Origin of the sequence: Stenotrophomonas sp. SMYL20 (assembly GCF_036320045.1) — a bacterium.
Taxonomy (GTDB): Bacteria; Pseudomonadota; Gammaproteobacteria; order Xanthomonadales; family Xanthomonadaceae; genus Stenotrophomonas; species Stenotrophomonas maltophilia_A.
This window is the reverse complement of record NZ_JAWIRT010000019.1, coordinates 22,442-38,675: the sequence shown is the minus strand read 5'-3', so window position 1 is coordinate 38,675 and position 16,234 is coordinate 22,442. Positions and strand designations below refer to the sequence as shown.

At 67.4% G+C, this 16,234-nt stretch carries 16 protein-coding genes; all 16 read left to right on the top strand.

The genetic code is table 11. From position 1 onward, the window contains the following. Positions 1-33 precede the first annotated feature (33 nt). Positions 34-1,332, top strand: a complete 1,299-nt coding sequence (locus V3B48_RS15180; protein ID WP_329894013.1) for an ABC transporter permease — start codon at positions 34-36, stop codon at positions 1,330-1,332. 13 nt (positions 1,333-1,345) lie between these two features. After that, entirely contained in the window at positions 1,346-2,533 is a 1,188-nt protein-coding gene (locus tag V3B48_RS15175; RefSeq protein ID WP_329894012.1) for an ABC transporter permease, read from the top strand. A 128-nt stretch (positions 2,534-2,661) separates the two neighbouring features. Next, on the top strand, positions 2,662-4,059 hold the full coding sequence (locus V3B48_RS15170) for a cytochrome ubiquinol oxidase subunit I (RefSeq protein ID WP_329894011.1): 1,398 nt from the start codon (positions 2,662-2,664) through the stop codon (positions 4,057-4,059). Position 4,060: 1 nt separating this feature from the next. Beyond that, positions 4,061-5,074, top strand: coding sequence for a cytochrome d ubiquinol oxidase subunit II (cydB, locus tag V3B48_RS15165; RefSeq protein WP_005414876.1), 1,014 nt, complete (start codon positions 4,061-4,063; stop codon positions 5,072-5,074). A gap of 217 nt (positions 5,075-5,291) precedes the next feature. Beyond that, positions 5,292-6,035, top strand: a complete 744-nt coding sequence (locus V3B48_RS15160) for a beta-ketoacyl synthase chain length factor (protein WP_032129180.1) — start codon at positions 5,292-5,294, stop codon at positions 6,033-6,035. Further along, on the top strand, positions 6,028-6,825 hold the full coding sequence (locus V3B48_RS15155; protein ID WP_006402207.1) for a lysophospholipid acyltransferase family protein: 798 nt from the start codon (positions 6,028-6,030) through the stop codon (positions 6,823-6,825). The genes V3B48_RS15160 and V3B48_RS15155 overlap by 8 nt, the downstream gene beginning before the upstream one ends. Beyond that, positions 6,812-7,069: a phosphopantetheine-binding protein gene (locus tag V3B48_RS15150; protein WP_005411610.1), complete on the top strand. Its 258-nt coding sequence runs from the start codon at positions 6,812-6,814 to the stop codon at positions 7,067-7,069. The genes V3B48_RS15155 and V3B48_RS15150 overlap by 14 nt, the downstream gene beginning before the upstream one ends. A 17-nt stretch (positions 7,070-7,086) precedes the next feature. Continuing rightward, positions 7,087-7,344 carry an acyl carrier protein gene (locus V3B48_RS15145; RefSeq protein WP_006402206.1) on the top strand — a complete coding sequence of 86 codons (258 nt, stop codon included), beginning with the start codon at positions 7,087-7,089 and terminating at the stop codon, positions 7,342-7,344. 22 nt (positions 7,345-7,366) lie between these two features. Next, complete coding sequence (locus tag V3B48_RS15140; RefSeq protein ID WP_012512473.1) at positions 7,367-7,918, top strand: membrane protein; 552 nt, start codon at positions 7,367-7,369, stop codon at positions 7,916-7,918. After that, positions 7,911-9,596 carry an AMP-binding protein gene (locus tag V3B48_RS15135; protein ID WP_329894010.1) on the top strand — a complete coding sequence of 562 codons (1,686 nt, stop codon included), beginning with the start codon at positions 7,911-7,913 and terminating at the stop codon, positions 9,594-9,596. The genes V3B48_RS15140 and V3B48_RS15135 overlap by 8 nt, the downstream gene beginning before the upstream one ends. After that, positions 9,586-10,356 carry a glycosyltransferase family 2 protein gene (locus V3B48_RS15130; RefSeq protein ID WP_329894009.1) on the top strand — a complete coding sequence of 257 codons (771 nt, stop codon included), beginning with the start codon at positions 9,586-9,588 and terminating at the stop codon, positions 10,354-10,356. Before V3B48_RS15135 ends, V3B48_RS15130 begins: the two co-directional genes overlap by 11 nt. Position 10,357: 1 nt before the next feature. Then, positions 10,358-11,299 carry an acyltransferase gene (locus V3B48_RS15125; protein ID WP_329894008.1) on the top strand — a complete coding sequence of 314 codons (942 nt, stop codon included), beginning with the start codon at positions 10,358-10,360 and terminating at the stop codon, positions 11,297-11,299. Beyond that, on the top strand, positions 11,289-12,839 hold the full coding sequence (locus V3B48_RS15120; RefSeq protein WP_329894007.1) for an aromatic amino acid ammonia-lyase: 1,551 nt from the start codon (positions 11,289-11,291) through the stop codon (positions 12,837-12,839). The genes V3B48_RS15125 and V3B48_RS15120 overlap by 11 nt, the downstream gene beginning before the upstream one ends. Next, positions 12,826-13,257: a thioesterase family protein gene (locus V3B48_RS15115; RefSeq protein ID WP_197615845.1), complete on the top strand. Its 432-nt coding sequence runs from the start codon at positions 12,826-12,828 to the stop codon at positions 13,255-13,257. Before V3B48_RS15120 ends, V3B48_RS15115 begins: the two co-directional genes overlap by 14 nt. Continuing rightward, positions 13,254-13,883, top strand: coding sequence for an outer membrane lipoprotein carrier protein LolA (locus V3B48_RS15110; RefSeq protein WP_153854812.1), 630 nt, complete (start codon positions 13,254-13,256; stop codon positions 13,881-13,883). Before V3B48_RS15115 ends, V3B48_RS15110 begins: the two co-directional genes overlap by 4 nt. After that, complete coding sequence (locus V3B48_RS15105) at positions 13,855-16,230, top strand: MMPL family transporter (protein WP_329894006.1); 2,376 nt, start codon at positions 13,855-13,857, stop codon at positions 16,228-16,230. The genes V3B48_RS15110 and V3B48_RS15105 overlap by 29 nt, the downstream gene beginning before the upstream one ends. Positions 16,231-16,234: the final 4 nt, after the last annotated feature.

Here is a 16,234-nt window from a genome sequence, read left to right as displayed (position 1 = left end):
AGTTGAGGGCTCTGCAAAGGCCAAGGAGGGTACGTGCACGGTTACTACATCAAGATGTCGTTGATTCGATTCAAGCAGAGAGTCGGCACTCATCTGTCAATCGCTCTCATGCTGGGTGCGGGGGTAGGGATCACCACCGTGATGCTTTCCATTGTTCTCCAGGCATCGTCGGATCCCGCTCCAGGCCGGAGCTCGGCACTGTTCCGCCCTTACCTTGACGCGCGTCCAGATGCACTGCGCAGTGGCTCTCCGGATCCTGGTCAGTCACTGACCTGGCCAGACGCGAAGGTGCTTCTGAACCAAGGCCGGACGTGGAAGCAGGCAGCAATGGCAGGGGGCGCGGTGACGCTCTCCCGGCCGGGAGAGCCCAGCGCAAGATTGCGCGCCAGGTTCGCCACGTCCGAAGTCTTCAGTGTCCTCGGCATTGCCGTTGTTCAAGGGCGCGCATGGACCGCCGAGGAGGGGCATGCTGCGAGTCGAATCGTGGTTCTGTCGCGTGCGCTCGCAGAGCGCGAGTGTGCACAGGGCTGTGTTGGTCATCAGTTGGACCTGGGCAGACGCACCTATACCGTGGTGGGTGTCGCGGAGGATTGGCATCCGGTGCCTATGTTTCAGGGAGACCTCACGCGCAGACCGTTTGTGGAGCCTGACGAGATCTACCTGCCGCTTGAAACCGCAATCGCAGACAAGCTGACCGTTGTGGACGGGACGGCGATCTGGGGTGGTGACCAGGACACGGATCCTGCAGGGGCCAATGTTTCCTGGCTTCAATTGTGGGCGTGGCTGCCCACCGCAGACGATGTCGCCGCTTACCGCGCGAGTCTGAACGCCTATGCGCATGAAAAGGGGCTTCGGATCGAGCCAGGCGCCCAGCAGGTGGCACTCTGGCCGTTGATGGATTGGCTGGACAGGCTGGGATTGGTTCCGGAGCAGGCCAGGATGCAGCTTCGGTTGTCGCTGATCCTGCTCGGCGTGTGCATCGTCAACGCGGCGGCGCTGCTGAGCTTCAGTCTGGGGCGCCGTCGGCGGGAGCTCGCGATACGACGTGCACTGGGAGCACGACGCCGAGACGTGTTCATCCAGCTCATGTGGGAATCCATCGCGGCGGGCGTCGCAAGCGGTGCGCTCGCTGTCGTCACCTATACGCTGGGAATACGGGTGGTTGCTGCGGGAGACGTTCTGCCCAGCGCGATAACAGCGATGCATGCCGGGGCAATGCTGATGGCGGCTGGTCTGGGAGTCGTCACGACGTTGCTCTGTTCATTGGTCCCATCGTTTGAAATCTGCAGGGTCAGCTCACTGTCGAGTGCCTTCGCGAAGGGGGCTGCCTGAAATGTTCGAATCAATGAGGGAGACTCGACGACATCTGGGAAGCGCCGCACTGCTTGCAGTGCAGGCTGCGCTTGCAAGCCTGGCATGTGCGTTCGCACTGCAATCTCTGCTGGACAGCTTCGCCAGATTGAACACCCGCAGCATCCGGGACGCAGTATCGATTGGTGTGGTCAGGGTCTCGGATGTCGAAGAAGGCGCTGATGCTGCAGTGCTGCGGGCAGACCTGTCCGCGATCCGGCTGCCCGGTGTTCAGGGCACGGTTGTGAGCGACGCTGTTCCGTTCGGGGGAAGAGCCCATCGATACGGCGTGTGCACCAGCGAGTCGGCCATGGCGTACTCGATGAACGCGGGTACGACAGACGTTGCTGGATGTGATCGCATTCCCGTGGCAACTGCCAGCTCTGGCTTGCTGGCGATGCTGGGCGCGGGAATCGTCCTGGGACGGGATGCCACAGAGGACGACATGGCTGAAGGTGCTCCGGTAGTGCTGATCAGTGAAGCGCTGGCTGCCCGTCTGTTCGGAACGGAGAGTGCTGTTGGCCGCCACCTGTATTTCGGCCCCGGCAGCAGCCGGGTCATCGTGGGCGTATTTGCGTCTGTTGCTGGACCGGCACCAGGAGGCAATGAGCGGGACTCGCAATGGGCGCTGCTTCCGGGCCTTCCCACGGGCGCCAGTCGCTATTATCTGGCGAAGTGGAAGTCTGAGGTTGATCGTTCATCGCTTGATCGCACTGTCGATGCGCTGCAGCGGCCCTATCGGATCGTGAATTCGACCGGTGTCGAGACGCTGGAGGGATATCGCGACGCCTACGTCAAAGCTGATCGCTTCGCTACGACCGTGCTCGCGGTCATGACGGCCATCGTTCTCGGTGTGCTGATGGCCGGGGTTTCCGGAGTCGTAGGCGCCTGGCTTGATCAGCGCCGGCACTCCATTGGGGTTCGACGGACACTCGGTGCTCGCGGCTCAGTGATCTTTGCCGAAATCATGTTCGAAGTTTCACTGTTCACCACGCTGGGCGCCCTGCTCGGCGCGTTGTCGTTGCAGTGGCTAGGGCCGCCACAGGATGGCATCACAGGTTCACTGTGGTTTTCGATATCGAGCGCTGTCGTGCTGGTGATGGCGGCCTGCTTGACTGCATTGGTACCCCGGGCCCGGCGAATCGCCAAGGAGCCGCCCTTGACCCTGCTGAAGCCCCTGTAGCCCGTTCATCCTGTCATCCAGCTTCCCTGCGACAAAGTGAAGCAGCGCGTCACCCGGTCGCATCCCACCTTAACGAAATCCTCCTAAAGTGGTCCGGTATCCCACCGGTCACAGGCAGGAGGCGTCCCTTGGACGCGTTGTTGTTGTCCCGGATCCAGTTCGGATTCGTCATCAGTTTCCACGTGTTGTTCCCCGCCTTCACCATCGGTACGGCCAGCTGGCTGGCCTTCATCGAATGGCGGTGGCTGCGCACGAAGTTGCCCGTGTGGCGCGAGCTGTATTTCTTCTGGCAGAAGATCTTCGCCGTGTCGTTCGGCATGGGCGTGGTCAGCGGCATCGTCATGGCCTTCCAGTTCGGCACCAACTGGCCGCGGCTGAGCGAGGTGGCCGGCACGGTCATCGGTCCGTTGCTGACCTATGAGGTGCTGACCGCGTTCTTCCTGGAAGCCAGCTTCCTCGGCGTGATGATGTTCGGCTGGGGCCGGGTCTCGCCGCGCCTGCATTTCTTCTCCACCTGCATGGTGGCGCTGGGCACGCTGTTCTCCACGTTCTGGATCCTGTCGTCCAACAGCTGGCTGCATACACCGGCCGGCTACGAGATGGTCAACGGCATCGTGCATCCGGTGGACTGGTGGCAGGTGGTGTTCAACCCCTCGTTCCCCTATCGCCTGGCCCACATGGCGCTGGGCTCGTTCATCACCACCTGTTTCGTGATCGGTGGCGTCGGCGCGTGGTACCTGCGCAAGGGCACACATGTCGAGGCCGGCCGGCGCATGCTGATCGCGGCGGTGGCGTTCGCGGCGCTGACGGTGCCGGTACAGATCTTCGTCGGCGACATGCATGGCCTGAACACGCTCAAGCATCAGCCGATGAAGATCGCGGCGATGGAAGCGCACTGGCATGAAACCCAGGAAGGCGAGGGCGTACCGCTGGTGGTGTTCGCGCTGCCGAACGAGAAGGAAGAGCGCAACGACTTCGAAGTCGCCATCCCGAAGCTGGGCAGCGTGATCCTCACCCACAGCCTGGACGGCACCTTCGATCCGCTCACCTCGGTGCCGGCCAGCGAGCGGCCGCCGGTGACGCCGGTGTTCTTCGCCTTCCGCATCATGGTCGGGCTGGGCACGCTGATGCTGCTGCTGGCCTGGGTGTCAGCGTTCCAGCTGTGGCGCAGGAAGCTGCTGGATTCGCCGTGGCTGCTGTGCGGCTGGAACTGGATGCTGCCCAGCGGTTTCATCGCACTGCTGTCGGGTTGGTTCGTCACCGAGATGGGGCGCCAGCCGTGGGTGGTGTATGGCGTGCTGCGCACCGCTGATGCGGTCGGCCCGCAGAGTGCGTGGATGACGGCGTTGTCGCTGGGTGTCTATGTGGTTGGCTATGCCTTCGTGTTCGGCTGGGGCATCTGGTACCTGGTGAAGATCCTGCGCCACGGGCCGCAGCCGTATGCCGAGGGGCCGTCGCTGGACCATGGCAGCCATACCCCGGCACGTCCGTTGTCGGCCGCCGATGAACCGCTGGAGGAGCGCTGACATGGACCTGATGACCTGGCTGCCGGTGGCGTGGTTCGCGGTGATCGGCTTCGGCGTGCTGATGTACGTGGTGCTGGACGGCTTCGTGCTCGGCATCGGCATCCTTGCCCCGTTCGCCGAGGACGAGGAACAGCTGGACCTGATGATGAACACCGCCGCGCCGATCTGGGACGGCAACGAGACCTGGCTGGTGCTCGGTGGCGCCGGCCTGCTGGCGGCGTTCCCGAAGGCGTATGCGGTGCTGCTGTCGGCGCTGTACCTGCCGGTGCTGCTGCTGGTGGTGGCGCTGGTATTCCGCGGCGTGGCCTTCGAGTTCCGCTTCAAGGCGCATCGATCGCGCCGGTTGTGGAGCGTGGCGTTCGGCCTCGGTTCGCTGCTGGCCACGTTTGCCCAGGGCGTGATCCTTGGCACCCTGGTGCAGGGCATCCCGCTGGTGGACGGTGTCTATCAGGGCGGGCCGTTTGCCTGGTTCAGCCCGTTCGCGATGCTGACCGGTGCCGCACTGGTGGCCGGCTATGCGCTGCTGGGCAGCACCTGGCTGATCCTGAAGACCGAGGGGCGCGTGCAGGCGCTGGCGCGGCAGATGACCCGGCCGCTGGTGGTGGCGGTGATCGCGGCGATGGGCCTGGTCAGCAGCTGGCTGCCGTTCCTCGATTCGCGCCTGATGGCGCGCTGGTTCAGCGACGGCAACTTCTGGTGGCTGTCGCCGGTGCCGCTGCTGACCCTGGCGGTAGCCGCCGCGCTGTGGCGCAGTGCCACCCACCCGCGCCGTGACCTGCCGCCGTTCCTGCTCAGCCTGGCCCTGTTCGTGCTCGGCTTCCTCGGCCTGGTGCTGGGCATGTGGCCTTATCTGCTGCCACCGTCGATGACCCTGTGGCAGGCCGCCGCGCCGGCGTCGTCACTGGGCTTCACGCTGGTCGGGCTGGTCATATTGCTGCCGGTCATCCTCGGCTATACGGCGTGGTCCTACCGGGTATTCCGCGGCAAGGTGCACGCCGACACCGGTTACCACTGATCGATTGAACACGGGGCCTGCCGGTGCCGGGCCCCGTGTTGGGAAATGTGAAACCTGCACACCCTGGGCGGGACGTGCTAGCGTGCGCTCCTTTCCGGCGGCCAGGGGGGCAGCCGGCGACGTCCTGGACGGACGCACGGCTGCAGGAACGGGGGGCCGCCGCGCGTCGCCGTAATGGCTCGTGCCTATCGTTCTCCCGTTGAAGCACCATCGCTAAATGATCGAATTCTCCATCGTCGACTGGGCTGCCTGGGCGCCCGGCCTGAGTGAGCGTAGCCAGTGGCTGGGCTGGGCCGATGCGCCGTACCTGCCGCACGGCGCGGACACGCCGGCGCTGGCCGAGGTGCCGGCGATGCAGCGCCGCCGCATCGAGCGGCTGGGCCGGATGGCGATCCAGGCCGCGTGCTGGTGCGAGGACGGGCAGGGCGCCGACAGTGACGTGCCGCTGGTGTTCGCCAGCCGCCACGGCGACGTGGCCCGTTCGATGGACCTGCTGGGCGCGCTGGTCGGCGACCAGCCGTTGTCGCCGACCGGATTCGGCCTGTCCGTGCACAACGCGATTGCCGCGCTGTATTCCATCGCCCGCGGCCACCGCGGCAACTACCTGGCGCTGGCGGCGGGCCAGGCCACGGTGGAGACGGCTTGCCTGGAGGCCGTCGGCCTGCTGGCCGACGGTGCCCGCGAGGTGCGGGTGGTGGTCTATGAGTCGCCACTTCCGGAAATTTACGCGACGTTCGCCGACGAACCCGACCCGTTCTTTGCCTGGTGCTGGCGCCTGACCGCCCCGACAGAGGGCCGACCGACGCTGTCGCTGCAGTGGCAGCCGGCCGACGCCCAAGCCAGCACTGCGCCCGGCCTGCTGCCGCATGCGCTGGACCTGCACCGGTTCCTGTTGTCCGGCGCGCCGGCGCTGGAACACGTGGCCCACGGCCAGCGCTGGCGCTGGAGCCGCCGTGGCTGAGCTGCTGCGCCGCCTCGACCATGCCTGGCGGGTGTTTGGCACCGGCCTGAGCTTTGTCGCATTTGGCCTGGGCGGCCTGCTGCTGGGCGTGCTGGTGATGCCGGTGCTGTTGCTGATGCGCGACCCGGTGGTCCGCCGCCGCCGGGCCCGGCGCGTGGTCCAGGCCGCCTTCGCCAGCCATCTGCGGCTGATGCGCGGGCTGGGGGTGATGACCTACGAGATCGAGGGCGGCGAACGCCTGCAGCGCGACGGCCTGCTGGTACTGGCCAATCACCCGACCCTGATCGACGTGGTCTGCCTGATCTCGCTGCTGCCCAACGCCGACTGCGTGGTCAAGCGGGCCGTGGCCTGCAACCCGTTCATGCGCGGTCCGGTACGGGCCGCTGGCTACATCTCCAATGACGATGGCGCCGGCCTGGTCGATGACTGCGTGGCCGCGGTGCATGCCGGCGGCACCCTGGTGATCTTCCCGGAGGGCACCCGCAGCGTGCCCGGGCAGCCGCCGCGGCTGCAGCGTGGGGCCGCCAACATCGCCGTACGGGGCCGCCTGGACGTCACCCCGGTGCGGATCACCTGCAGCCCGCCAACGCTGACCAAGGGGCAGAAGTGGTATCGTGTCCCCTCACGTCGCTTTCACGTTCGGCTGCAGATCGGCGAAGATATCCCGATCGCGCCATTTCTGGCCGAAGACGACTCGCCAAGGGGGGATGCCTTGGCAGCCCGTCGCGTCACCGAGCACCTTTCTCGTTATTTCGACCTGTCTGGAGATCCGAACCGTGCAAGCACTTGAGCACGAGATCAAGGAATTGATCATTTCCTCCCTTTCGCTGGAGGACATCACGCCGGAGGACATCGATCCGACCGCCCCACTGTTCGTCGAGGGCCTCGGCCTGGATTCGATCGACGCGCTGGAGCTGGGCCTGGCGCTGCAGAAGAAGTACGGTGTGAGCCTCTCGGCCGATTCGGAAGAAACCCGTCGCCATTTCTCCAGCGTGCGCGCGCTCGGCGAGTTCGTCGCCGCCCGCCAGTCGTAACGGTGCCAGGACCTGCCATGACCAAGAATGAACTGTTCGAACGCATCGTCAGCATCCTGACCGACAGCTTCGAGATCGAAACCGCCCGGATCACCCCCGAGGCCCGCCTGTACGACGACCTGGACATCGACAGCATCGACGCGGTCGACCTGATCGTTCAGCTGAAGCCGTTGCTCGGCCGCAACCTGCAGCCGGAAGCGTTCAAGGCCGTGCGTACCGTGCAGGACATCGTCGATGTGGTGCACAGGCTGCTGCCGGACCAGGCAGCCGCCTGACCGCAGCGCCGGCGGCTCCACCATGGCACGCGCACGCACGGTCGTGGTGGCTGCGATCTCGCTGGCCTACCCGGTGCTGGTGTACCTGGCGATGGGCCGCTTCGAGCCACGCTGGTTGTCGCTGCTGCTGTTCACCCTGGCCCTGCTGCGCGCGCTGAGTACGCGCCAGCCGCTGTGGTGGGCCGCGGCCGCCGGCACCGGCCTGCTGGCGGTGCTGGCCACTGTGCTCAACCAGGCCCTGCCGCTGAAGCTGTACCCGGCGCTGGTCAACGCAGTGATGCTGGCGGTATTCGGCACCAGCCTGCGTTTCGGCCCGCCGCTGGTGGAACGCCTGGCACGGCTGCAGGAACCGGACCTGCCCCCGTTCGCGGTGGCCTATACCCGCCGCGTCACCCAGGTGTGGTGCGGCTTCTTCGTTCTCAACGGCAGCCTGGCCCTGCTGACCGCGCTGTACGCGTCGGACCGGGTCTGGATGCTCTACAACGGATTGTTGGCGTACGTGATGATGGGCGTGTTGTTCGCAGGTGAGTGGCTGGTGCGGCGGCGGGTGAAGGCGGCGCACGCGCATGGCTGAGTGGATTGCCCTGGACCGGCTGCTGCTGGAGGCGCGGCCGCATCGAAGCGTTGGCGTCTGCGATGGCGAGGTGATCGACCACGCCCGCTTCCGCCAGCGCGTACTGGCCTGGCGCGCCGCGTTTGCGGCGGCCGAAGGCCGTGGCTGGGCCCTGTATTTCGATGATGCGGTGGCCTTTGCCGCTGCGTTGTTCGGTGCCTGGCATGCCGGCAAGCGGGTGTTCCTGGCTGCCGACAATCTGCCGGCCACGCTGCAGGCGCTGCAGCCGCAGGTGAGTGGTTTCGCAGGCGACGTGTCCGCCGATTATCGTCCGCTGGCGGCGCTGGACGCCGCACCGGACGAGGGTCTTCAGGCGCTGGACGAGCGCGCCTGCGAGCTGTGCGTGTTCACCTCCGGCAGCACCGGACAGCCCAGTGCGATCAACAAGCGCATGGACCAGCTGACGCGCGAGGTGGACGCACTGCAGGCTGCGTTCGGCACGCAGCTGGAAGGCGTGCAGGTGCATGGCACGGTGTCGCACCAGCACATCTATGGCCTGCTGTTCCGCGTGCTGTGGCCGCTGGCTGCCGGCCGCCTGATCCATCCACGCCGGTTCTTCCACGAAGATCTGGTGGGTGCGTTGGCCGGTACCGATACGGTGCTGGTCGCGACCCCGGCCCACCTCAAGCGCCTGCCCGAGCAGCTCGACTGGGCCAGCCTGCATGGCCGCCTGCGCGCGGTATTCTCCTCTGGCGGCCCGCTGCCGGAAGAAGCCGCACGCCAGGTGCGGCAGTGGCTCGGCGTGGCACCGACCGAGGTCTATGGCAGCAGCGAGACCGGCGGCATCGCCTGGCGACGCTGGGACACCGACCTGCCGCCGTGGCAGCCGCTGCCCGGCGTGCAGTGGCGCATCGAGGAGGGCTGCCTGGCGGTGGCCTCCGCACATCTGGAAACCCCGGATTGGTGGCGTACCCAGGACCGCGTTGAAGCGTTGGCCGATGGCCGCTTCCGCCTGCTGGGCCGCGCCGACCGCATCGTCAAGATTGAAGAGCGCCGCGTTTCGCTGGATGCACTGGAACGTGCGTTGCGCGAAGACGCCGAAGTGGATGACGTGCGCGTGCTGGTGCTGCCCGGGCAGCGCGAGCAGCTGGCCGCGGTGGTGGTACCGGCCGACCCGACGCTGCTGGAGGGCGGTGAGGCCGCGCGCCGCGCGCTGGGCCAGCGCCTTGGCACACGCCTGGCACAGGCTCATGACGCGGTCACCCGACCGCGCCGCTGGCGGCTGGTGCCGGCGCTGCCGATCAACGCACAGGGCAAGGTCACCCAGGCGGCACTGGCAGCGTTGTTCCAGCCGCTGATGCCGGTGCCGGTCTGGGATCACCGCGATGCGGCCAGCGCCACGCTGCGGATGACCCTGGACCCGGCGCTGCGGCCGTTCCAGGGCCACTTCCCGCAGGCGGCGATCCTGCCCGGCGTGGCGCAGCTGGACTGGGCGGTGCGGTTTGGCCGCCAGGTGTTCGCCATGCCGGCAGTGTTCCTGCGCATGGATGCGGTGAAGTTCCAGCACGTGGCCCGCCCGGGCGATGAGCTGACCCTGCAGCTGGACTGGGATGCCGCACGCAACGTGATGGCCTTCCGTTACACCTCCAGCCACGGTGTGCATGCCAGCGGCAAAGTGGTCTTCGCCGATGCGGACTGATCCGGCCGGTGCCGGTGCCGCGTTCGCGCCACTGGTGGTGATTCCCGTCTACGACCACGAGCACGCCATCGCGGCGGTGGTCGACGGCGTGCAGGCCGCCGGCCTGCCATGCCTGCTGATCGACGATGGCTCGCATGAGGCGTGCGCGGCAGCATTGCGTTCGCTGGCACAGCGCCAGGGCGTCGACCTGCTGCGCCTGGACGTCAACCAGGGCAAGGGCGGGGCGATGCTGGCCGGTTTCGCCGAAGCCGGCGCGCGAGGCTACAGCCACGTGCTGCAGATCGATGCCGACGGCCAGCACGATACCCGCGATCTGCCACGCTTCATCGAAGCGGCGCGCGCCCATCCCGAGGCGGTGATCTGTGGCATTCCGGCCTACGACGCCAGCGTTCCCAAGGCGCGCCTGTATGGCCGCTACGCGACCCACATCTGGGTCTGGATCAACACGCTGTCGCTGCATCTGCGCGACACCATGTGCGGCTTCCGCGTGTATCCGCTGCCGCCGGTGCTGCGCCTGATCGGCGAAGAGACCATCGGCCGGCGCATGGATTTCGATACCGAAGTGATGGTGCGCCTGTACTGGCGGCACCTGCCGGTCGAGCACCTGGCCACGCGCGTGACCTATCCATCCGATGGCGTCTCGCACTTCGATGTGTGGCGCGACAACGTGCGCATCAGCCGCATGCACACCCGCCTGTTCTTCGGCATGCTCTGGCGCGCACCGCGCCTGCTGTGGCGCCGCCTGCGGGGACAGCACTGAGATGGCCGCCGCGCAGGGTGCCCCGCACTGGGCCGACATCGGCGAATCCACCTCGGTGGCCGGCGTGCTGTTCCTGTGCTGGGTGCACCGCTGGTTCGGGCGCTGGCCATTCCGCCTGTGCGTGTGGCCGGTGGTGGCCTGCCATTGGCTGGGCAACCGTGTCGGTCGCCAGGCCTCGATGCAGTACCTGCAGCGGCTGCAGGCATACAGCGGCGTGCTCGGCCGCACGCCCACCCGGGGTGACAGCCTGCGCCATTTCTTCGCCTTCGCCGATACGATGCTGGACAAGATCCTCGGCCTGGGCGGACGCTATCCGGCCGAACGCATCCACCTGCATCGCGACCTGGTGCTGGAAAAGATCGCGCGCCGCGAGGGCGGGCTGATCCTGACCGCGCACATCGGCTGCCTGGAGCTGTGCCAGGTACTGGCCGAACAGGTGCCGGGGTTCCGCATCACCGTGCTGGTGCACACCGCGCATGCGCAGCGCTTCAACCGCCTGCTGCAGCGGCTGGACCCGCTGGCGGCGGTGGAGCTGGTGCAGGTAACCGAAATGGGCCCGGCCACGGCGGTGATGCTGGCAGAGCGCGTGGCGGCCGGTGGCTTCGTCGCCATCGTCGGCGACCGCACGCCGGTGCAGGGCGGCCGCAGCGTCACTGCCGATTTCCTTGGCCACCGCGCCCCGTTCCCGATCGGTGCCTACGTGCTCGCCGCCGCGCTGGGCTGCCCGGTCTACACCATGGCCTGCCTGCACCAGGGCGAGGGCTATCGCGTGGCGTTTGAACAGTTCGCCGAACGCATCGCGCTGCCACGTGGCTCGCGCGATGCCGCACTGGCCGAACAGGCACAGCGCTTCGCGCGCTGGCTGGAACTCCAGGTCATCCAGTCCCCGTTGGACTGGTTCAATTTCTTCCCCTTCTGGGATCAGGCTCCGCATGACGACTGACGCCGTACCCGTGTGCCGCTTTGGCGATGCACCGTTGACCATCGAAGACGTGGTTGCCCTGGCCCAGCGCCAGTGCGAGGCCGCGCTGAGCGACGCGCCGGCATTCCGCGCGCACATCCAGCGTGGTGCCGACTTCCTCGACCGCCTGCTGCGCGAGGATGGCGTGATCTATGGCGTGACCACCGGCTACGGTGACTCGTGCACGGTGAACATCCCGCCGGCGCTGGTGGCTGAGCTGCCGCACCACCTGTACACCTACCACGGCTGTGGCCTGGGCCGTTACCTGGACCCGGTCGAGGCCCGTGCGGTACTGGCCGCGCGCCTGGCCTCGCTGGTGCGCGGCATGTCCGGTGTCAGTGTGCCGCTGCTGGAAGGCCTGGCCACGCTGCTGCAGCACGATGTACTGCCGATGATTCCGGCCGAAGGCTCGGTCGGTGCCAGTGGCGACCTGACCCCGCTGTCGTACGTGGCCGCGGTGCTGTGCGGCGAGCGCGAGGTGCTGCACGACGGCCGCGTGCAGCCGGCGGCGGATGTGCTGGCGAAGATCGGCATGACCCCGCTGAAGCTGCGGCCGAAGGAAGGCCTGGCGATCATGAACGGCACCGCAGTGATGACCGGCCTGGCCTGCCTGGCCTGGCAGCGCGCCGATTACCTGGCGCGCATGGCCACGCGGCTGACTGCGTTCAACGTGCTGGCCAGCGACGGCAACGCGCATCACTTCGACGAAACCCTGTTCGCCGCCAAGCCGCACCCGGGCCAGGGCCGCATCGCCGCGCGCCTGCGCAGCGACCTGCACAGCGAGCGTCCGCCGCGCAATGAACAGCGCCTGCAGGACCGCTACTCGCTGCGCTGCGCGCCGCATGTGATCGGCGTGCTGGAGGACAGCCTGCCGTTCCTGCGCCAGCTGATCGAAACCGAACTGAACAGCGCCAACGACAACCCGCTGATCGATGCTGACGGCGAGCGCATCCTGCACGGCGGTCATTTCTACGGCGGCCACATCGCGCTGGCGATGGACACCCTGAAGAACACCGTGGCCAACGTCGCCGATCTGCTCGACCGGCAGCTGGCGCTGGTGGTTGATGCCCGCTACAACCATGGCCTGCCGGCCAACCTGTCGGCGGCCACCGGCCCGCGCGCGGCCATCAACCATGGCCTGAAGGCGCTGCAGATCAGCGTTTCGGCATGGACCGCCGAAGCGCTGAAGCAGACCATGCCGGCCAGCGTGTTCTCGCGCTCCACCGAATGCCACAACCAGGACAAGGTCAGCATGGGCACCATTGCCGCGCGCGATTGCCTGCGCGTGATCGAGCTGACTGAACAGGTAGTGGCCGCGATGCTGATCGCTGCCCGCCAGGGCCTGGCGCTGCGCGAACGGGTTGGCCTGAACGCGCAGCTGCATGGCAGTCTGGCCGACATGTACGCCGACCTGGGGCAGCGCATCGCCCTGGTTGAAGAAGACCGCGCGCTGGATCGCGAACTGCGGGAACTGCTGGTGGAGATCCGCGCGCAACGTTGGGAGCTGTATGCCGGTGAATGAAGCAATCGAACGGGCCGGCGAGATTGCGTTGACCCCCGCCTTCCATGACTGCGATCCGATGAACGTGGTCTGGCATGGCAACTACTTCAAGTACTTCGAGATCGCGCGCTGCGCGCTGCTCGGCCGCTACGACTACGACTACCCGCAGATGCTTGAATCGGGCTACCTGTGGCCGGTGGTCGATGCGCGGGTGAAATATGTGCGCCCGCTGCTGTTCAACCAGGCCTTGCGCGTGATCGCGCGCATCGTGGAATGGGAGAACCGGCTGAAAATCGAGTACGAGATTCTCGATGCGCAGAGCGGCCAGGTGCTGACCCGCGCGATGACCATCCAGGTCGCGGTGGACGCGACCAGCAAGGAAATGCTGTACCAGTGCCCGCCGGTACTGTGGGAACGCCTGGGAGTGCCTGCGCCATGAACCGAGCCAACCGTTTTGCGCGCGCACTGCTGTGCGCGTTGCTGCTGCTGGCCGCACCGCTGGTGCAGGCCGCCGATCCGGCCATCGATGCGATCACCCAGGCGGTGGCGCGGCCGGACGTGCTGCGTGGCCAGTTCAGCCAGGAAAAGCAGGTCAGCGGTTTCAAGAACCCGCTGCGCTCGCAGGGCCGGTTCGTGGTCGCGCGCCAGCACGGCGTGATCTGGACCACGCTGAAGCCGTTCCCCTCCGAGGTAGTGGTCACCGCCGACCGCATCCTCAGTCGCCAGCGCGATGGCAGCACCCGTGTCGAGCTCGATGCACGGCAGCAGCCGGCGATGCGTTCGGTGAACGCGATCATGTTCGCGCTGATGAGTGGCGACGTACAGGCGCTGTCCAGCCAGTTCAACGTGGCGGCCAGCCGTGAAGGACAGGGCTGGCGGCTGCGCCTGACGCCGAAGTCGGCGATGCTGGCCAAGGCTTTCGAATCGCTGACCCTGCAGGGTGACCGCTACGTGCGCCAGGTCGAGATCGTGGAGGCCAACAAGGACCGCACGCAGATCCAGTTCAGCGCATTGAGCGAGACGCCGGCCACGCTCAATGCCGACGAGGCGCGCCGCTTTGAGTGAGGGTGCCGCATCGAACGCACCGGAGCGGTTGCGGCGCTGGTGGCACTGGCTGGGCATTGCCTGGCTGCTGGTGCTGCTGGTGATGGGCGCGCAGCAGTGGCGCCTGTGGAGCCAGCAATCGCGGATCGACACCGACATCCTCGCCCTGCTGCCGCAGGATGCACACGACCGCCTGTTGAGCGATGTCACCCGGCGCATCGCCGATGGCAGTTCGCGGCAGGTGGTGGTGCTGCTGGGCAGCAAGGACGGCGCTGCCGCCAAGCGTGCGCAGGCCGCGTTTGCTGCAGCCATGGCCAAGGACGCCGATCACGCACTGCTGGTACCCAGCGGCTCGATCGAAGGCTGGTTCGATGAGGCGCGCGCGTTCTACGCGCCGTACCGTGACCGCCTGCTGACCCCGGCCCAGCGCGAGCAGCTGCAGGGCAGCGAGCCGGGCGCGCTGGCCGAACAGGCGTTGGCCGCGCTGTACGGCCCGATGGGCGCGCCGCGCCTGACCGACTGGCGGCAGGACCCGTTGTCGCTGTGGCCGCAATGGTGGCAGCAGCAGGCGCAGGGGTCGGGGCTGCGGTTGGGCGATGACGGCCTGCTTGAAGCCGAGGGCAGGCACTGGGCCGTGCTGCAGTTCGATACGCCCGGCTCGGCGTTCCAGCTGGACGGCGAACGCCATCTCGATGGCCTGCTGGAACGTGCCGGGCAGGCAGCAAAAGCGGCCGCTCCGGATCTGGAGATCCTGCATGCCGGCGTGCCACTGCACGCCGAAGCGGCCGCGGTGCAGGCCAACCAGGAGATCAATACGATCGGCTGGGGCTCGCTGGCCGCAGTGCTGCTGCTGGTGTGGCTGGCGTTCCGTTCGCTGCGGCCGATCCTGCTGGTCGCCGCGTCGTTGCTGATCGGCTGTGGCGTGGCGCTGGCGGTGACCGTGCTGGTGTTCGGCAAGGTGCACGTGCTGACCCTGGTGTTCGGTGCGTCGCTGGTGGGCGTGGCCGAGGATTACGGCATCCACTGGTTCGCTTCGCGCCAGGCCGAGCCGGCCGATCGCCGCTGGAAGCTGCTGCGGCACCTGCTGCCGGGCTTGTGGCTGGCCCTGCTGACCAGCGCGCTGGCCTATCTGGCGCTGGGCCTGGCCCCGTTCCCGGGCCTGCGCCAGATGGCACTGTTCTCGGTGGTCGGCCTGGCCGCTGCTTTCCTCACGGTGATCTTCTGGTTCCCGTGGCTGGATGGTGGCGAGATCCGCCAGACCCGCTTCTCGCAGTGGCTGGGCAACACGCTGGAGCGTTTCCCGCGCCTGCATGGCCGCCGTGCGGTGACGATGTTCGTGGTGATCACGCTGGCACTGTCTGCCATCGGCATCGCGCGCCTGCAGAGCAACGACGACCTGCGCAGCCTGCAGTCGTCGCCGCCGGCATTGATGGCGCAGCAGATCCGCCTGAGCCAGTTGCTGGGCATGCCCAGCCCGGCGCAGTTCTACCTGGTGCAGGGTGCCGATGCCGCGCAGCTGCTGCAGCGCGAAGAAGCGCTGACCGAACGCCTGCGTGTATTGGCCAACGACAAGCGCATTGGTGGCTATCGCGCGATCAGCGATTGGCTGCCGTCGCCGTCGCGGCAGCAGGTCGATGCCGCGCTGACCGCGAGGGTGGAACCCGGCGTGCTGTCGGCCGTGTCCGAGGCCGTGGGCGAGCCGCTGCAGCGACCGCAGTTCGCGGCCGCACCACTCAGCGCCGAAGCCTTCCTGGCCTCGCCGGCTTCGCAGCCGTTCCGTCATCTGTGGGTGGGCGAGGTCGGTGGGCAGATGATCAGCGTGGTGATGGTCGATGACCTGTCGCGCGCCGATGCGCTGGCCACCCTGCAGGGCGCGGCCGAAGGCCTGCCGGGTGTGCGCTGGGTGGACCGCACCGCTGACTTCTCCACGCTGCTGGGCCACTACCGCAAGCTGATGGGTGGGCTGCTGCTGGTCGGCATCGCGCTGGTGTTCGGCGCGCTGTGGCTGCGCTACCGCCGCCAGGCCTGGCGCGTGTTCGCGCCGACCCTGATTGCCGGTGCCTTGACCCTGGGCCTGCTGGGTCTGTTCGGCCAACCGCTGCAGCTGTTCAACGTGCTGGCACTGATGCTGCTGCTGGGCATGGGCATCGACTACGGCATCTTCCTGATCGAGCACCGTGGCGATGCCAGCGCCTGGCTGGCAGTGTGCGTGGGTGCGGCCAGCACCTGGCTGTCGTTCGGCCTGCTGGGCCTGTCGCAGACCCCGGCGCTGCGCGCGTTCGGCCTGACCCTGCTGTTCGGCATCGGCCTGGTCTGGCTGATCTCGCCGCTGTTCCGGCCGCCGCCGCACGATCTGCCCCCGGCCTGAGCCT